18 protein-coding genes are annotated in these 16,702 nt (G+C 54.9%); 11 read left to right on the top strand and 7 right to left on the bottom strand.

From position 1 onward, the window contains the following. The 4 genes from QZ197_RS09095 to QZ197_RS09080 form a co-directional block, all read right to left on the bottom strand. Nucleotides 1-248 (bottom strand): glutathione S-transferase N-terminal domain-containing protein (locus tag QZ197_RS09095; protein ID WP_296431596.1); only part of this gene is annotated, 248 nt, incomplete at its 3' end. Nucleotides 249-538: 290 nt separating this feature from the next. Further along, complete coding sequence (locus QZ197_RS09090; RefSeq protein WP_296431594.1) at nucleotides 539-2,314, bottom strand: acyl-CoA dehydrogenase C-terminal domain-containing protein; 1,776 nt, start codon at nucleotides 2,312-2,314, stop codon at nucleotides 539-541. Nucleotides 2,315-2,356: 42 nt separating this feature from the next. Next, nucleotides 2,357-2,758 carry a MerR family DNA-binding transcriptional regulator gene (locus QZ197_RS09085; RefSeq protein WP_296431592.1) on the bottom strand — a complete coding sequence of 134 codons (402 nt, stop codon included), beginning with the start codon at nucleotides 2,756-2,758 and terminating at the stop codon, nucleotides 2,357-2,359. A gap of 311 nt (nucleotides 2,759-3,069) precedes the next feature. Then, nucleotides 3,070-3,438: a MerR family DNA-binding transcriptional regulator gene (locus QZ197_RS09080; protein WP_296431591.1), complete on the bottom strand. Its 369-nt coding sequence runs from the start codon at nucleotides 3,436-3,438 to the stop codon at nucleotides 3,070-3,072. 127 nt (nucleotides 3,439-3,565) lie between these two features. Between QZ197_RS09080 and QZ197_RS09075 the strand changes: the two genes are divergently transcribed. The 3 genes from QZ197_RS09075 to QZ197_RS09065 are packed head-to-tail and all read left to right on the top strand — an operon-like array spanning nucleotide 3,566 to nucleotide 5,833. Continuing rightward, on the top strand, nucleotides 3,566-4,006 hold the full coding sequence (locus QZ197_RS09075) for a PaaI family thioesterase (protein ID WP_296431590.1): 441 nt from the start codon (nucleotides 3,566-3,568) through the stop codon (nucleotides 4,004-4,006). After that, nucleotides 4,003-4,497: a PaaI family thioesterase gene (locus tag QZ197_RS09070; RefSeq protein ID WP_296431589.1), complete on the top strand. Its 495-nt coding sequence runs from the start codon at nucleotides 4,003-4,005 to the stop codon at nucleotides 4,495-4,497. The genes QZ197_RS09075 and QZ197_RS09070 overlap by 4 nt, the downstream gene beginning before the upstream one ends. Then, nucleotides 4,490-5,833, top strand: coding sequence for an MATE family efflux transporter (locus QZ197_RS09065; protein ID WP_296431588.1), 1,344 nt, complete (start codon nucleotides 4,490-4,492; stop codon nucleotides 5,831-5,833). Before QZ197_RS09070 ends, QZ197_RS09065 begins: the two co-directional genes overlap by 8 nt. On the opposite strand, the gene QZ197_RS09060 is transcribed toward QZ197_RS09065, so the two are convergent. Together QZ197_RS09060 and QZ197_RS09055 are read right to left on the bottom strand one after the other, a co-directional pair. Then, nucleotides 5,810-6,862, bottom strand: coding sequence for a quinone-dependent dihydroorotate dehydrogenase (locus QZ197_RS09060; protein ID WP_296431587.1), 1,053 nt, complete (start codon nucleotides 6,860-6,862; stop codon nucleotides 5,810-5,812). The two genes, QZ197_RS09065 and QZ197_RS09060, sit on opposite strands and share 24 nt — an antisense overlap. Continuing rightward, the gene (locus QZ197_RS09055) at nucleotides 6,859-7,191 is read right to left on the bottom strand and encodes a DUF952 domain-containing protein (RefSeq protein WP_296431585.1); all 333 of its coding nucleotides are present in this window, start codon (nucleotides 7,189-7,191) and stop codon (nucleotides 6,859-6,861) included. The genes QZ197_RS09060 and QZ197_RS09055 overlap by 4 nt, the downstream gene beginning before the upstream one ends. A 143-nt stretch (nucleotides 7,192-7,334) precedes the next feature. Between QZ197_RS09055 and QZ197_RS09050 the strand changes: the two genes are divergently transcribed. The 8 genes from QZ197_RS09050 to mnhG all read left to right on the top strand — a co-directional run bounded on the left by QZ197_RS09050 (nucleotide 7,335) and on the right by mnhG (nucleotide 16,432). Then, complete coding sequence (locus QZ197_RS09050) at nucleotides 7,335-8,891, top strand: bifunctional metallophosphatase/5'-nucleotidase (RefSeq protein ID WP_296431584.1); 1,557 nt, start codon at nucleotides 7,335-7,337, stop codon at nucleotides 8,889-8,891. A 192-nt stretch (nucleotides 8,892-9,083) separates the two neighbouring features. After that, nucleotides 9,084-10,271, top strand: a complete 1,188-nt coding sequence (locus QZ197_RS09045; RefSeq protein ID WP_296431582.1) for a 3-deoxy-D-manno-octulosonic acid transferase — start codon at nucleotides 9,084-9,086, stop codon at nucleotides 10,269-10,271. Between the two features lie 219 nt (nucleotides 10,272-10,490). Further along, on the top strand, nucleotides 10,491-13,364 hold the full coding sequence (locus QZ197_RS09040; RefSeq protein WP_296431581.1) for a monovalent cation/H+ antiporter subunit A: 2,874 nt from the start codon (nucleotides 10,491-10,493) through the stop codon (nucleotides 13,362-13,364). Between the two features lies 1 nt (nucleotide 13,365). After that, a complete protein-coding gene (locus tag QZ197_RS09035; protein ID WP_296431580.1) occupies nucleotides 13,366-13,722 on the top strand; it encodes a Na+/H+ antiporter subunit C in 357 nt (118 codons plus the stop codon). Then, the gene (locus tag QZ197_RS09030; protein ID WP_296431579.1) at nucleotides 13,719-15,260 is read left to right on the top strand and encodes a monovalent cation/H+ antiporter subunit D; all 1,542 of its coding nucleotides are present in this window, start codon (nucleotides 13,719-13,721) and stop codon (nucleotides 15,258-15,260) included. Before QZ197_RS09035 ends, QZ197_RS09030 begins: the two co-directional genes overlap by 4 nt. Nucleotide 15,261: 1 nt before the next feature. Beyond that, nucleotides 15,262-15,762, top strand: a complete 501-nt coding sequence (locus QZ197_RS09025; protein WP_296431578.1) for a Na+/H+ antiporter subunit E — start codon at nucleotides 15,262-15,264, stop codon at nucleotides 15,760-15,762. Beyond that, a complete protein-coding gene (locus QZ197_RS09020) occupies nucleotides 15,759-16,046 on the top strand; it encodes a K+/H+ antiporter subunit F (RefSeq protein WP_296431576.1) in 288 nt (95 codons plus the stop codon). Before QZ197_RS09025 ends, QZ197_RS09020 begins: the two co-directional genes overlap by 4 nt. Continuing rightward, nucleotides 16,043-16,432: a monovalent cation/H(+) antiporter subunit G gene (gene mnhG / locus QZ197_RS09015; RefSeq protein WP_296431575.1), complete on the top strand. Its 390-nt coding sequence runs from the start codon at nucleotides 16,043-16,045 to the stop codon at nucleotides 16,430-16,432. The genes QZ197_RS09020 and mnhG overlap by 4 nt, the downstream gene beginning before the upstream one ends. 73 nt (nucleotides 16,433-16,505) lie before the next feature. Here the strand turns inward: mnhG and QZ197_RS09010 are convergent. Next, a partial coding sequence (locus QZ197_RS09010; protein ID WP_296431574.1) for a hypothetical protein occupies nucleotides 16,506-16,702 on the bottom strand: 197 nt, incomplete at its 5' end.

Raw genomic sequence — 16,702 nt, 5'->3', positions numbered from 1 at the left:
CCGCCCAGTTTGCCGGTTTTGGAACTGACGTAGTCTTGTATCACGCCTGATTGTGTCAGGATCATATCGCCGTCTTCAAGCACGGGCACTTCGCCCATGACATTGAGCGCGCGAAATTCAGGTGTACGGGTGGCGCCGTTAAAGAAATCAACAAACACCGGTTCCCATTCTGCATCGGCAAGCACCAGAGTCAGGGCTGCCTTATATGCGTTTCCACTTTCACCAAAGCAATGCAATTTCATGGCCATGTTTTTTACGCCTCCCAGCGATCCGCCCGTTGAAAGGACGGAATTTGAGTATTTTGAACAAAGCGAGGGTATCCCGCGTTCTTCATATGCTTTTAACCAAGTTCCGCGAAGATGACACCGCGGTACAGGCTGGAGAGCCGATGACCGCACAAAGCGAGGCCCTGATTTGTGGTGCTGCGCCCCTTAACTTGGGGAACTCTTCGCAGATCAGGGACCTCTACTTTGCCTCGCTTTGGTTCAAATACTCCCGCCGGAGGCTCCGGCGGCCAAAAAAGGTATGGATGCCAGTTTTAGAAGTTTGCCGCATCCAGCGCCATGACGGTATCACCGCCTGTATTAATGCGGCTAAGGTGCATTGCAGTCGCGGGCAGTTGACGCGCCATGTAGTAACGGCCGGTTGCGATCTTGGTCTCGTAGAATGCGGTGTCGGATGCACCGCCTTCAAGCGCTTCCATCGCTGCTTTTGCCATACGTGCCCACATCAGACCAAGGCAGACGTGACCCATCATGTGCATGAAGTCATAGGAACCAGACAAAGCGTTGTTTGGCTTGGTTGCGTTTTGCATGAAGTACATGCCAGCCGCTTGCAGGTCTTTGGATGCTGCTTTGAGCGGGTTCAGAAAATCCTTGGACAAGGCTTCCTTGCCCTCGTTTTCCTTGATGAACGTCTTGATCATCTCAAAGAACGCCATCACATGCTTGCCGCCGTCGAGCGCTAGTTTGCGCCCCACAAGGTCAAGCGCCTGCACGCCGTTGGCACCTTCGTAGATCATCGCGATACGGGCATCGCGGGCGTATTGGGACATGCCCCATTCTTCGATATAGCCGTGGCCGCCATAGACCTGCTGTGCGGCTGTGGCGTATTCAAAACCCTTGTCGGTCAGGAAGCCTTTGATCACCGGCGTCATCAAAGAGATGAGGCCGTCTGCGTCGGCATCTTGGTTCTTATGGGCGCGATCGATCAGGTAGGCACCCCAGAATGTGAATGCGCGCGCGCCTTCGACGAATGACTTTTGATCCATCAGGTTGCGGCGGATATCTGGATGCACGATCAGCGGATCGGCAGGGCCATCCGGGTTTTCAGCGCCAGTTACCGCACGACCTTGCAGGCGGTCGTTGGCATATGCAACGGCGTTTTGATAGGCGCTTTCGGCTTGCGCATAGCCTTGCAGGCCCACACCCAGACGCGCTTCGTTCATCATAGTGAACATTGCACGCATGCCTTTGTGCTCTTCGCCCAGCAGATAACCAGTGGCTTCGTCATAGTTCATCACGCAAGTGGAGTTGCCGTGAATGCCCATTTTGTCTTCGATCTTGCCGACGGTCACGCCGTTGCGTGCGCCAAGCGAGCCATCTTCGTTCACAAGAAACTTCGGCACGATGAACAAGGACACACCTTTAATCCCCTCAGGGCCGCCTTGGATCTTGCCCAAGACAAGGTGGATGATGTTGTCGGCCATGTCGTGTTCGCCAGCCGAGATAAAGATTTTCTGGCCCGAGATTTTGTAACCACCATCGCCATTCGGCACAGCTTTGGTGCGCATCAGGCCCAGATCGGTACCGCAATGTGGTTCTGTCAAGTTCATCGTGCCGGTCCATTCGCATGTAACCATTTTGGGCAAGTATGTCTGTTTTTGCGCGTCCGTCCCGTGCGCGTGGATCGCCGAGTAAGCGCCATGCGTCAGGCCTTGATACATGTTGAACGCCATGTTGGCAGAAACAAACGGTTCCTGTGCTGCGGTGTGCATCACATAGGGCAGGCCTTGACCGCCATATTCCGGATCGCAATCCATTGCCGTCCAGCCACCGTCTTGCATCTGCTTGAAGGCATCTTTGAAACCTGTAGGCGTCCGCACAACGCCGTTTTCCATGACGCAGCCTTCTTTGTCGCCGACCACGTTCAGCGGGTGCAACACTTCGGTTGCGACTTTGCCGGCTTCTTCGACAACCGCATTGGTGAAGTCACGGTCGAGATCTTCGAAACCCGGGATGTCCTGTTCGCTGACTTTCAGCAGATCATGCAGAACAAACTGGATGTCTTTGGTGGGTGCGTTGTAAATCGGCATAGGGTGTAACTCCGTCAGGTGGTTGTCTGGATACGGCGGCGGTTAGGCCGCAGCAGATTTGCGGTTGGCCAGTTTCGCGAGCTTCGCTGCGCCCCAGGCCATTTGTTCTTTCAATTCGCTAATTGCTTCTTCCAACTCGGCTTTTTGGGCTTCCATGTCGGCAAGGTGGCGTTCGGCAAGCACGTATGTCTTGGACAATTGCGCTTCTTGCCCGTCACCCATGTGATAAAGGTCAAGCAACTGGCGAATTTCTTCCAAAGAGAATCCAAAACGCTTACCGCGCAAGATCAGCTTGAGCCGCGCGCGATCACGCTTGGTGAAAAGCCGCTTTTGGCCTTCACGGATCGGGAACAGCAGTTCTTTGGCCTCATAAAAGCGAAGGGTGCGCGGGGTCACGTCAAATGCCTCACACATATCGCGAATGTTCAGTGTTTCAGTCGTCATCTTCTCATTCCTTACTGCGTGTGTTTCGTTACGACGCACTTGCAGTTCATGAGACTGCTTTACAAGAAGGTTGACGTTAACGTAAACGTAACGTGGCGTCATGCGGAGGTTGACGAAAGGTAAGGAAAAGAAACCCGATGTTTTGCGCAACTAAAAAACCGGCAAAGAATAGCACGCGCGTCAGCTCAAAGCGCTGTGACACGGGTTTTGGGACATTTTTGTACTGATTCTATCGCACAGTGTCAGCCGCGCATCATCCGATACTGCGCCACTTGGCAAACTACCAACGGCACGCGTCGACTGCTTTGCCTCTAGCCGAGGGTCTTTGCGGTCTCGTCGCGCAATTGCTGTAGCTCTGCCATCGTTTCTTCGAGTTGATGCTTTTGCACTGTCAGTTCTGCCATTTGTCGATCGGCAAGTGCCACCCATTCGCACATTTGCGCGTCGGTGCCTTCATTTTCATAAATCAGAAGCCACTGCCGGATGTCTTCCAGCGAAAAACCAAACCGCCGTCCGCGCAAGATTAACGTCATACGCGCAAGCTCTTTGCTGCTATAAAACCGCGACCGCCCTTCCTTTTCGGGTGTCAGAAGTTCGATATATTCGTAATAACGCAACGTGCGAGGTGTCACGTCAAATTTCGCGCACATCTCTTTAAATGACAGCCGTGTTTCTGACATCTATGTCTCCCTTTTCTTACCGTAGCGGCAAGTACTGTGCTCGGCAACGCCTGAAAAGCAGCTGTGCGATAAGGTGGCAAAGTCCTGCAAACCGCGTTACCCAAAGACGAACAATCTCGGAGCAGTCATGTCAGACCCGCAAAAGCATCGCCGCGAGAAAATCGCGCGCCAATTTATCGAAGCGATCCCGCATGCCCAAGAACTGGGGATGCAATTGACCCAGATCGGTGATGGAACAGCCGTGATCGGCATGGATTATGATGCCCGTCTTGTGGGTGATCCTGATACGGGTGTTATTCATGGCGGGGCTGTGTCGGCATTGATGGATACATGTGCGGGGGCGGCCGTGATGGCGCACCCTTCTGCACCAATCGCCACTGCAACATTGGATTTGCGCATCGACTACATGCGTCCGGCCTCACCTGGTGACCGGATCACGGCTACGGCAGAGTGTTATCATGTCACCCGTTCGGTCGCATTCGTGCGGGCCACGGCGGTTGACGGTGACCCTGACCGACCTGTGGCCACTGCAACCGGTGCCTTTACAATCGAGAGGGCCAAATCATGATCCGTCGGCCAGAGCCTGTTCAGGTCGTCAAGCAACGTCGTGATGCAGCTTTGCAAAAGCTGGTGTCTGGTGTGCCATATATCCAATTTCTTGGTATCGAAATTGACCGGCGCGGGGACGAGCTGACAGCAATCCTGCCTTTTGCAGACAAGTTGATCGGAAACCCGATGTTGCCTGCGATCCATGGCGGTGTCACCGCTGCCTTTCTTGAGGTGACCGCGATTATGGAACTTAGCTGGGCGATGATTTGGGAGGATATGGAGGCCGGTAAGGTCACTGACGATGCCCCGCGGATTAAACTGCCCAAGACGGTGGATTTTACTGTGGACTACCTACGTTCGGGTCTGCCACGCGATGCCTATGCGCGTGCACGGGTCAATCGTTCTGGTAGGCGCTTTGCGTCGGTGCATGTCGAAGCTTGGCAGGATAATCGCACACGTTTGTTTGCCCAAGGTACAGGGCATTTTTTGATGCCTGAACGCGATGGCTGAAACCCTGACGCTGACCCATAGGCGCGTTCTGGCGATTGCTCTGCCGATTGTGCTGTCGAATGCGACAGTGCCGATCCTTGGGGTCGTGGACACTGCTGTAGTCGGGCAATTGGGCGAAGCTGCACCGATTGGTGCTGTGGGTATTGGTGCGATTATTCTATCGTCAGTCTATTGGATTTTCGGCTTCTTGCGGATGGGCACTACGGGTCTAACATCGCAGGCCAGCGGGGCAGGGGACGGCGATGAAGTTGACGCGCTGCTGTCGCGGGCTTTGTTGATCGGGATTACTGCGGGCGTTGTAATGATCGCTCTGCAAATGTTCATCATTCGCGGCGCGTTCTGGATTTCCCCCGCCAGTGCAGAGGTCGAAAGCCTCGCGCGTGGTTACATGGTCATCCGAATTTGGTCGGCACCAGCAACCATCGCACTCTACGGCATCACGGGTTGGTTGATCGCTCAAGAACGCACACGCGCGGTGCTGGTGATCCAAGTGGGCATGAATGGCGCCAACATATTGCTCAGTTATTATATGGGTCTTGAGCTGGGTTGGGGTATTGAAGGGGTGGCTTGGGCCACATTTATCGCCGAATGGGGCGGCTTGGTGCTGGGCCTTTGGTTTTGCCGCGCGGCCTTTGCGGGCACGGCTTGGCGGTCAGTGGCGCGGGTGTTTGATGTTGTCCGCCTTAAGCATATGGCAGGCGTAAATTCGGATATTTTAATCCGGTCGGTCTTGTTGCAAGCAATCTTTGTCAGCTTTCTGTTCTTTGGCGCAGGTTTTGGCGATGTGCCGTTGGCCGCGAACCAGATCCTGATGCAGTTCTTGCAAGTTACTGCCTACGCTTTGGACGGTTTTGCCTTTTCTGCAGAGGCGCTGGTGGGCAAAGCACTGGGCGCGAAAGCGCGGAGCGCGTTGCGGCGTAGTGCGATCCTCAGCAGCCTGTGGGGCGGTATTGTCTGTATCGGGCTGGCGCTGTGTTTTGCGCTGTTTGGCGGCGCGATTATCGATGTAATGACAACCGCACCTGAAGTGCGCGAAATGGCGCGGGTCTATTTGCCCTACATGGTTGCGGCCCCAATCGTCGGGGTGGCTGCGTGGATGCTGGACGGTATATTTATCGGGGCTACACGGACCAAAGACATGCGCAATATGATGCTGATTTCTGCGGTTATCTATTTCGCGACGGTGATCCCGCTGATGGCGCTGTTTGGCAACGACGGACTGTGGATCGGTTTGTTGCTGAACTTTGTCGTACGCGGTGTGACATTGGGCTGGAAATACCCAGCGCTTGAGGCCGAAGCGGATGAACGCGCCTCAGGTCCAGTCGCTGCGGCCTGAACCCACGGCATCCGCTACATTTGCGAAACCGTCACGTGCGAGCAAGGCGTCGAGGCCTGTTGCGATGTCGCCTGCTAGCGAGATGCCACCATAGACGAGTGCAGTGTAAAGTTGCACCGCAGAGGCACCAGCACGGATTTTTTGATAGGCTTGGTCGGCTGATCCGACGCCACCGACCCCGATGATAGGCAGAGTCGTCAAGCCGGCGAGTTGGGCCAACACGCGCGTTGATTTCTCAAAAAGTGGCTGCCCCGATAACCCGCCCATTTCGCTTGTGTGCGGGCCGTGCAGTCCGTTGCGGTCCAGTGTCGTGTTGGTTGCGATGATTGCGTCGATGCCGGATGCATTGGCGACTTCGGCAACTTCTGCGATTTCATCCGGTGTCAAATCAGGGGCGATTTTCAGGAAGACGGGGATTGGCACAGGCAGGGCAGCACGCGCCTCCATCACATTTGCAAGCAGTGCGGCAAGGGCTGCTTTGCCCTGCAAATCGCGTAGCTTTTCGGTGTTTGGCGAGGATACATTCACGGTCGCAAAATCAACCGTCGCGGCGCAGCGTGTCAGCACCTTGGCAAAGTCGCTGGATTTGTCGGCGCTGTCTTTGTTGGCGCCAAGGTTCAAGCCGATCACAGCGTCTTTGGGGCGATTTGCAAGGCGGGAAACGATTGCTTCCATACCCTCGTTGTTGAACCCAAAACGGTTAATCGCGGCTTGGTCTTTGGTCAGACGATAGAGGCGCGGTTTGGGGTTTCCCTCTTGCGCGCGAGGGGTGGCGGCACCGACTTCAAGAAAGCCAAATCCGGTTTTGGCCAATGCATGTAGCGCGGTCGCGTTCTTATCAAAACCAGCCGCAAGGCCGATCGGGTTAGGTAGGTTCAGGCCTGCGACCGTCGTCTTGAGGCGGGGAGAGGTTACAGGCCCACCACGTGGACCCAATCCCATGTTCAGCGCCTTGAGGGCCAATCCATGTGCTGTTTCTGGATCAATTTGGCGCAGAGCTTTGAGGCCGATGGTTTCAAGCGCTCTCATGTCAGATCTGGGAACTGGTGGCTGTCGCCAACGAGTGGCAATGGCTTGGCCCAGACAACATCATCCATACGCAATTTGCGGTAAAGATGCGGGAACAACACGCCTTCGCGGGCGGGTTCCCATTTGAGAGGTTCTAGGCCGTCGGCTTCAATCGCAAGCAGTACCAGACCTTCGATGCCTGCGAAATACTTGGTCGTTGTCTCAACCACGGTTTCGGCTGTGGAAAAGTGGATATACCCGTCGGTCACATCAATTGGCGCGCCGACGGTGTCGCCGTCAGCTTGCAATGTTGCCCATTCGTCGGCGCGGAAAATTTTGTAAATCAACATGCAAGCGTCATGGCCGTTGCTGCAAAAATCGTCAAGCGCCTGTTACAATGTCAGGTGACCATGCGGCAACGGGGATAACGTTTGACTCTGCGATACGCCCTCGCCAAGCTATCGATATTCCAACCTTTGGGGGACTTGATCCAATGATTTCACGTATAATGACGACAACCTGTGCACTAGCCCTGTCAGCTGGTGCTGCGGCAGCGGACTATTCGCTGACCATCCTACACACCAACGATTTCCACGCGCGGTTCGAGCCGATCAGCCGCTTTGACAGCGGCTGTTCCGCGGAAGATAACGCGGCTGGCGAATGTTTCGGCGGGACAGCCCGTTTGGTCACTTCTGTGGCCGAAGCGCGCGCGCGTTCGAACAATTCCATCCTTGTGGATGGCGGCGACCAATTCCAAGGCACGCTGTTCTACACCTACTACAAAGGTGCTGCTGCCGCCGAGTTTATGAACAAGCTGGGCTATGACGGGATGACCGTTGGCAACCACGAATTTGACGATGGTCCAGAGGTCCTCAAGGGCTTTATGGATTCGGTGAATTTCCCCGTACTGATGTCAAACGCTGATGTCTCGGGCGAACCGCTGCTGGCTGATACGCTGATGAAGTCCACCGTGATTGAACGCGGCGGCGAAAAGATCGGCATGATTGGTCTTACTCCGGAAGATACGCACGAGCTGGCAAGTCCGGGTCCGAACGTGATTTTTTCTGATCCAAGTGCGGCTGTGCAAACAGAAGTCGACAAGTTGACCGAAATGGGCGTGAACAAAATCATCGTGCTTTCCCATTCGGGCTATAACGTCGACCAAATTGTTGCAGCAAATACTACGGGCGTTGACGTTATCGTTGGCGGTCACTCGAATACGCTTTTGGGCGATGATGAACGGGCAGTGGGTCCTTACCCGACAATGGTCGGCGATACCGCAATCGTGCAAGCATATGCCTACGGCAAATTCTTGGGCGAACTGAACGTCACGTTCGACGATGACGGCAACCTGATCGAAGCATCCGGCGCACCAATTCTGATCGACGGCAATGTTGTCGAAGATCCAGAGACAGTGGCGCGTGTGGCCGAGCTGGCTTTACCGCTGGATGAAATCCGCAATCAAGTTGTCGCGGAAGCGGCTGCGATGATCGAGGGTGACCGTTCAGTCTGTCGCGCGATGGAGTGCTCTATGGGCAACCTGATTGCGGATGCGATGCTTGCGCGTGTGCGCGATCAAGGCATCCAGATCGCGTTCCAGAACTCCGGCGGTATCCGTGCATCTATTGATGCCGGCGAAGTTACGATGGGCGAAGTCCTGACAGTGCTGCCGTTCCAGAACACGCTGTCCACATACCAAGTGACCGGCGAGACAATGGTCGCTGCCTTGGAAAATGGTGTGAGCCAGCACGAAGATGGCTCGGGTCGGTTCCCGCAAGTGTCCGGAATGACCTTTGTGGTTGATCTGGCTGCAGAGCCGGGCGCGCGTATCAGTGACGTGATGGTTGATGGTATGCCAATTGATCTGGCGGCGACTTACGGCGTTGTTTCCAACAATTTCGTTCGAAATGGCGGCGACGGCTATGACATGTTCAAAACGGCAATGAATGCCTATGACTTTGGCCCAGACTTGGCCGATGTCACTGCGGAATACATCGCAGCGAACGCGCCTTATCAGCCATATACTGATGGTCGTATTACGATGAAATAAGCCTTCTTGAGGCTGGAATAGAACGCGCTTCGGGAAACCGTGGCGCGTTTTTTTGTTGCGGTGTAGGGTGTTGACCGCTTTGGTCTGAACGCATAGGCGTTTGCCACTTTTCACTGCTTTGGGGACCAGCCAATTTCTACGCTTCATTCTTTATACATGGCTGCAAGTTATGTGACCGGCCCGCTGTTTGCTATGTGGCAGCGTCGCGCGTTGCGCAGCGGCAAAGAGGATGAAAAGCGGATCGGTGAACGGTGGGGCCAGTCAGCGCAAACGCGGCCCGATGGCCCAGTTGTATGGTTTCATGCCGCCAGCGTTGGTGAAACCCAGTCAATTCTGCCTTTGGTTGATGCGCTGCTGGCGGCGCGGTCGGACGTGCATGTTTTGATCACTTCGACAACGCGCACTTCTGCCGCATTAATGAGCACTGGACTACCTGACCGCGTCATCCATCAAATGGCCCCGTATGACACGGTCGGCGCATCGCGCGCGTTCTTGGATCGCTGGCGCCCTGATGTTGCAATCTGGATCGAAAGCGAACTGTGGCCGCGCATGTTGGCTGAAGTCGGGCGGCGCGCAATTCCCAAGTTGTTATTGAATGCGCGGGTTTCGGCGCGCACCGCACAGCGCTGGGCGCGGTTTGACAAAACGGCCAATGCAATCTTGTCCCAATTTGACCTGATCCAAGTCCAAGAACAAACAACGATGGACGCGCTGACGGCTGTGGGTGTGACAGGTAAGGGCGTCGCACTGACGGGGTCGCTAAAGCAAGATCGGCCACCGTTGGATTGCGATGCCACAGCGCTTGCAGACTTGCGTAAAGTACTGGGTGAAAGGCCTGTCTGGTGTGCCGCTTCTACCCATGCGGGCGAAGAAGAGATTGTCCTAGCTGCGCACCGCGACATCGGCGGGCTTTTGATTTTGGTGCCGCGCCATACGGAACGTGCACCTCAAATCGCGACGCTTTGCGCAGAGGCTGGATTTGTGACGGCACGCCGCAGCGCGGGCGACGCGATCACGTCGGATACGCAAATCTATTTAGCGGATACGATGGGCGAACTCGGGTTGTGGTACCGGATTGCGCCGATTGCATTCATTGGCGGATCGCTTGCGGACGTTGGTGGGCATAATCCCTATGAGGCCGCGCAGTTGAACACCGCGATCATCCATGGTCCGCACATAGAGAACTTTGCCCAGATTTACGAAGCACTTGGTGCTGTTGACGCGGCAAAGCTCGTGTTGGATGGCGGCACATTGGCGCATGCTGTAAGCGCGATTGATGCGACCACGCAATCCCGAATGGTGCGCGCCGCCAAGGCGGTGCTGCAAGACGGCCCAGGTGCGACCAAGGCGGCGCTAGATGCTATTTTACAAAGGCTGTAGTGGTAGTTTTCGTAGCGATAAAGGGCTTTCGAGTTTGATACCTGCGGGACCAACCGTGGTAGCCTATTGAAGGTTCGCTGTAATTCGTATCAACTCGCTGAAAGTCATTGGCTTATCTGGCGCTGAGTTATCCAACTCATTGTTTCGACGAGGGGTGTGCCTTTGCAAGTTTGACGCGGTTCTGCGCAAGCTTAAATAGTAATTGGATCAGGAGTTCTCGTGTCCCTCTTCTTTATTGTCGCTTTGCCGTTCTTTGGTGCACTGCTGCCTCGTCTTATGAACACTGCTGGACGATCCGCCTGTGTGGGCGTCACGTTTACAGTCAGCTTGGCCGCTTTTGTGGGCCTGCTTACCAATTTACCGACTATTCTTGCTGGCGAAGTCGTCATGGCGCGGGTGGATTGGATGCCTGCGTTGGGGCTGAATTTCACGTTGATGCTAGACAGTTTGGGCTTTTTCTTTGCTTTGCTGATCTTGGGCATTGGCCTTTTGATCATCGCGTATGCGCGACAGTACCTTAGCCGCGATGATAATATGGGCGAGTTCTTTACGTACTTGCTGCTTTTCCAAGGCGCGATGGTTGGTATCGTCTTAAGCGATAACATCCTGCTTTTGTTGATTTTCTGGGAACTGACATCGCTGTCGTCATTCCTTTTGATTGGATACTGGAAACATCTGCCAGAAGGACGCCAAGGCGCGCGTATGGCGTTGACGGTCACGGGCATGGGCGGGCTTGCGATGATTGGCGGCATGCTGATCCTTGGCCAGATCGTGGGTAGCTATGACCTAAGTGTGATCTTGCAGAACCGTGAATTGATTCAAGCTGATCCTTTGTATGTCCCTGCTTTGATCCTCATCTTGCTGGGCTGCTTCACGAAATCCGCACAGTTTCCATTCCATTTCTGGTTGCCGCACGCAATGGCGGCGCCGACGCCCGTGTCAGCCTATCTGCATTCGGCGACGATGGTTAAGGCCGGCATCTTCTTGATGGCGCGGATGTGGCCTGTTCTGTCTGGCACGCCGGAATGGTTCATGATCGTGACAACTGCCGGATTGATTACAATGGTGCTGGGTGCGGTGATCGCACTGTTCAAACACGACTTAAAGGCATTGCTCGCGTTTTCGACGGTCAGCCATTTGGGCCTGATAACGATGCTTTTGGGCACTGGCACCGCCTTTGGCGCCATGGCAGCAATGTTCCACATCCTGAACCACGCGACGTTCAAAGCTGCACTGTTTATGTCAGCCGGAATTATCGACCACGAGGCACATACACGCGACATTCGCAGGCTAGGTGGTCTGCGCACATTGATGCCTTTGACATTCGTGATTGTGTCGCTCGCGGCGATGTCGATGGCAGGTATTCCGCTGCTAAACGGCTTTTTGTCCAAGGAAATGATGCTCGAAGAGGCGAACCACACAGCATTGTTCGGTTCGCCCTGGTTAGTCCCAGTTCTGGCGACGGTGGGTTCACTGTTCTCTGCGGCATACTGCTTTCGTTTGATCGGGCATGTGTTCTTTGGTCCCGTGCGCGATGACTATCCAGCAAAGCCACATGATCCGCCAGTTGGTCTATGGTTGCCACCCGCGCTTTTAATCGTGCCAGTGGTGGTTATCGGCGTCGCGCCGTTCCTTGCCGAACCCTTCGTGAAACTTGTTACCGCATCGGTGCTGGGTGACGCGGCAGACGTCCCCTCGGCGCATTTCAAGATATGGCACGGACTGGTGCCAGCCTTGTTTATGTCTATCGTGGCTGTCGTTGGCGGTTTGCTCATGTTGCGTATTTTCAATCCTGCATTGCGTATCTGGGACGAGGCCCCACGGCCCGAAGCCAAAGCGATTTTCGACGGGATCGTCGAGGCGGCGGCAGTGTTGGCGCAAAAGCTGATCCTGCCATTGCACAATGGCGCGTTCTCTCGATACGCGGCTGTTGGCACGATCACGATTGTTGTTGCAGGGTTTTACGCTTGGTCCACTGGCACGCTCAGTGCACCGACGCGCACGATGCAAACAGCGGGCCCGGTTTTGATCGCCGGCTGGCTGATGCTGGTTGCGGCGGTTGTCGGGATGGTGCTTTTGCATCGCAATCGTTTCTTGTCGCTGATCCTGATCGGGATCGTCGGTTTGATGGTGTCGATTGGTTTTGTGTTTTTGAGTGCGCCAGACTTGGCCATGACGCAGTTCACCGTCGAAGTTGTCACGATCATCTTGATGCTGCTTGCACTAAACTTTCTACCCAACCGGACACCGGTCGAAAGCTCACTATTGCGCCGGATGCGCGACAGCGGCGTCGCCATTGCAGGCGGTCTGGCAAGCTTTGCATTGGCCTACTATTATCTGATGCGTGATGCGATCGGTACGCCGATTTCGGAATTCCACCTTGCAAATTCATACAAAGGCGGCGGAGGCACGAACGTGGTGAACGTCATCTTGGTCGACTTTCGTGGCTTTGATACCTTTGGCGAAATTATCGTGCTGAGCATTGCCGCATTGTTAATCTATGCCCTCACTGAGACGCTGTTGAACGGGCCAGTCCGCGCCCGTTTGCTGCACCGCAAACCTGATCAACCAAGGGCAGGGGACAAGCATCCGATGATGATGGTTGTGTTGACCCGCGTGATGATGCCTGTCGTGATGATGGTGGGTTTTTACATCTTCCTGAGCGGCCACAACGAACCCGGCGGCGGATTTATCGCAGGTTTGATCGTGTCGATCGGTGTGGTGATGCAATACATGGCAAGTGGTTTTGCTTGGACCAACGCGCGGCTAAGATACCCCTATCATGGGGTCATCGGGGCGGGCGTCTTGACTGCTGGATTTACGGGGATCGGGTCTTGGTTCGTGAACAAACCATTCCTGACGTCTGATTTTGTCTATGTCCGCATCCCGCCCTTCGAGAAATTTGAACTCGCGACTGCCGCTTTGTTTGATGTCGGCGTGTTCTTGTCCGTTGTCGGCGCTGTGATGCTGTCGCTTGAAAGCTTTTCGCGTCTGGCGCGGCGTGCCCACACGATTGACAGCGAACATCCAATGGATATCGACCCGTCCCGTGATGCGCTTTCGCCTGTCGCGGCTGTAAGAGAGGGCGTGTAACATGGAGTTTCTCCTTGCCTCTGCGATTGGCGTTATGACCGCCGCTGGTATTTACCTTGTGCTGCGGTTGCGGACGTTCCCCGTGATCTTGGGGATTTCGCTGCTAACATACGCTGTGAATGTCTTTCTGTTTACATCCGGCCAGGTTGTTATTGGCGCACCGCCGGTGCTGCGTGATGGCGTGACTGTTTATACTGATCCGCTGCCACAAGCATTGGTGCTGACGGCAATTGTTATTTCGTTTGGCATGACCGCCGTCGTGGTGATGATCGGCCTTGGTGCATTCCTTGGGTCTAATGATGACCATGTAGATGACCAACCCGAGATCGCAGATGATCAGGCGGGGGGCACATCATGACCCATTGGCTGATTGCACCTGTCGTTTTGCCCGCAATGCTTGCGCCGTTTATTGTGCTTGCTGCGCGCTATCATATTGGCATCCAGCGGGTGTTTTCTATCGCTGGCGTTGTGACGCTGATCGCCATTGCCGCCGGGCTGGCATGGGGGACCGCTGACGGCACTGTCATGCTGTATCTCTTGGGCGATTGGGCGGCACCGTTCGGTATCGTTTTGGTCGGCGATAGACTGTCAACGATGATGGTACTGCTTACGGCGGTGTTGGCACTGTTTGTGCTGGTCTATGCGATCGCTTCTGGCTGGGATGATCGGGGGCGGCATTTTCATGCGCTATTCCAGTTCCAGCTTATGGGGATAATGGGCGCGTTCCTGACGGGTGACTTGTTCAACCTGTTCGTCTTTTTTGAAGTCCTGTTGATCGCATCTTACGGTCTCATGATCCACGCTGGCGGCGATGCGCGGCTGCGCGCGGGCGTGCAATATGTGCTGTTCAATCTGATCGGATCAACGCTGTTTTTGTTTGCGCTGGGCGCTATCTACGCCGAGACGGGCACGTTGAATATGGCTGATCTGGCGAACCGTGTTGCATTGATTGGCCCAGAAGGCACCGTTGGTATTCGGGTGGCTGCTGTCCTGTTGCTGCTGGTTTTTGCCATCAAAGCCGCGGTTGTGCCGCTGCACTTCTGGCTGCCTTCGAGCTATGCCGAGGCCCCTGCACCTGTTGCCGCGTTGTTTGCGATCATGACCAAGGTGGGCGCTTATGCGATCATTCGTGTCTACACGATGATCTTTCCACCCGAGCTTGAGGCGACCGCTGGTCTGCACGTACAGTGGTTACTGCCCGCTGCCCTGATCTCGTTGGCTATTGGAATGATCGGTGTATTGGCGGCGAAGCGGCTTGATCGTTTGGCGGCGTTTTCGGTGATTGGATCAATGGGAATGGTGATGATTTCAATCTCGCTGTTCAGTCCAGCAGGGATCGCTGCAGCGCTTTACTATATCGTGCATTCGACTCTGGCAGGGGCGGCTCTGTTCTTGATTTCTGATCTGGTGCGCATTGGGCGGGGCAACCTGAACCTGACACCGCAGGCGCCCGTCGCGGGTGCGGCACTGACTGCAGGCCTGTTTTTCGTTGGTGCGATTGCAATGGCCGGCTTGCCGCCATTGTCGGGCTTTTTGGGGAAACTCTTGGTGCTTGATGCGGCTTACGGGACGGACCTTATGGTGTGGATTTGGGTCATTGTGCTGGGATCCAGTCTTATCAGTATCTTGGGGTTTGCACGGGCTGGCAGCATCTTGTTCTGGAAGGCGCAAAGCGTTGCACCACCAGAAGATGCCCCTGTGCGGATGCCACCATCAACAATGTCTTATGTCGCAGTTGGCGGACTGATTTCACTACTGGCGGCGCATACGATTTTCGCGGGCCAGGTGCATGGATATACAACCGTGATTGCGGCCCAGCTGTTCGCACCAGAGCCATACATCACGACCGTCCTCGAAACGCAGGGCAAGCTGAGTAAACCAGCGGAGGATCATTGATATGGGACGTGCTTTTAACTGGCTATTGCCGCACCCTGTTTTGACGCTCATCTTAGCGATTGTCTGGATGCTTTTGCAAAATGATGTGTCCGCTGGAATGGCCGTGTTTGGCGTTATTCTTGGGATTATCATCCCGTGGGGTACGTCGGTCTGGTGGCCGGACACGCCCAACGGGTTCCGCTTGGGGAAAATGATCTCTTACAGCATATTAGTGATGTGGGACATCGTGGTGGCCAACATTGAAGTCGCATGGATCGTCTTGACCGTCCCCAATGCGCAGCTAAAACCCGCGTGGATCATCATACCACTCGAGTTGCGCGAACCCGAGGCGATCACTGTGCTTGCAGGGACAATCACACTGACCCCAGGAACGGTGTCAGCTGATCTGTCGGACCAAGGGCATAGCTTGCTAGTCCATGTGCTGCACACGACTGATCCGGACGCCGTGCGCGACGATATTACCAACCGGTATCAACGCCGCCTAAAGGAGATTTTTTCATGATCTTTGCGACGCAATTGATGGAGATCGCCCTTGCCATTACCTTTGTGACGTTGGCACTGGCACAGGTTTTTTCAATGGTCCGTTTGGTTCTGGGGCCGACGTCTGGCGACAGGATACTTGCACTAGACACGATGGTGATCAATTCGCTGGGCCTCGTTATTGTGCTGGGTATTCAGCAAGGCGTGCAGATTTACTTCGAAGTGGCACTGCTGATCGCGATGCTGGGCTTTGTTTCTACAGTCGCTCTAGCGCGGTTTATTTTGCGGGGGGACATCATCGAATGACCGCAGTGATTATTGGAACATATATCGTCGCATTGTCGTTGTTGATCGGGTCGTTCTTTGTGCTGGTCGGTGTCATTGGACTTTTGAAATTCAACGACCCTATGACACGTTTGCATGCCCCGACAAAGGTTGGCACCGTGGGGATCGGTATGCTGCTGGTTGCATCGATGGTGCATTCGTATGATTTGGGTGAACCGTCGACGCACGAGCTGCTGATCATGGCGCTTTTGTTTGTGACGGCACCGATTTCGGCGAATTTTATTGCAAAGGTGAACATCCATCGCGCGGCTTGCGAAACGCCGCCGAAACCGCCGCGCGACGACACATGGTCTACGTTGAATGTGCCCGAGGAAGATCGCGAGAGTGAAGTAAGTCACAAAGGCTGAGTTTGTTTTGATCGCTGTCAGCTACGCCTGTGTCAGGCCGGATAATTCGTATCGCACGTGTCTTGTTTTCATTTCAGGATGGACAGTTGCCTGTGCCGCCCTTCAACGGACCGTCTTTGCGCTGGTATGCCGACGTGCTGGGCGATACCCGGCTGACCGCAGCACTGGGCAATTCGGTGCTCGTGGCGTTTATCTCATCTTTAATTGCGGTCAGCCTAGGCTCAGGACCCATTAATTGCCTTGATGCTGGTTTGTCGTCATGATTCACGA

Origin of the sequence: Yoonia sp., assembly GCF_017854415.1 — a bacterium.
In the GTDB taxonomy this organism is placed as follows: domain Bacteria; phylum Pseudomonadota; class Alphaproteobacteria; order Rhodobacterales; family Rhodobacteraceae; genus Yoonia.
Note: the sequence above shows the minus strand (reverse complement) of the source record. Positions and strands in the feature narration are given on the sequence as shown.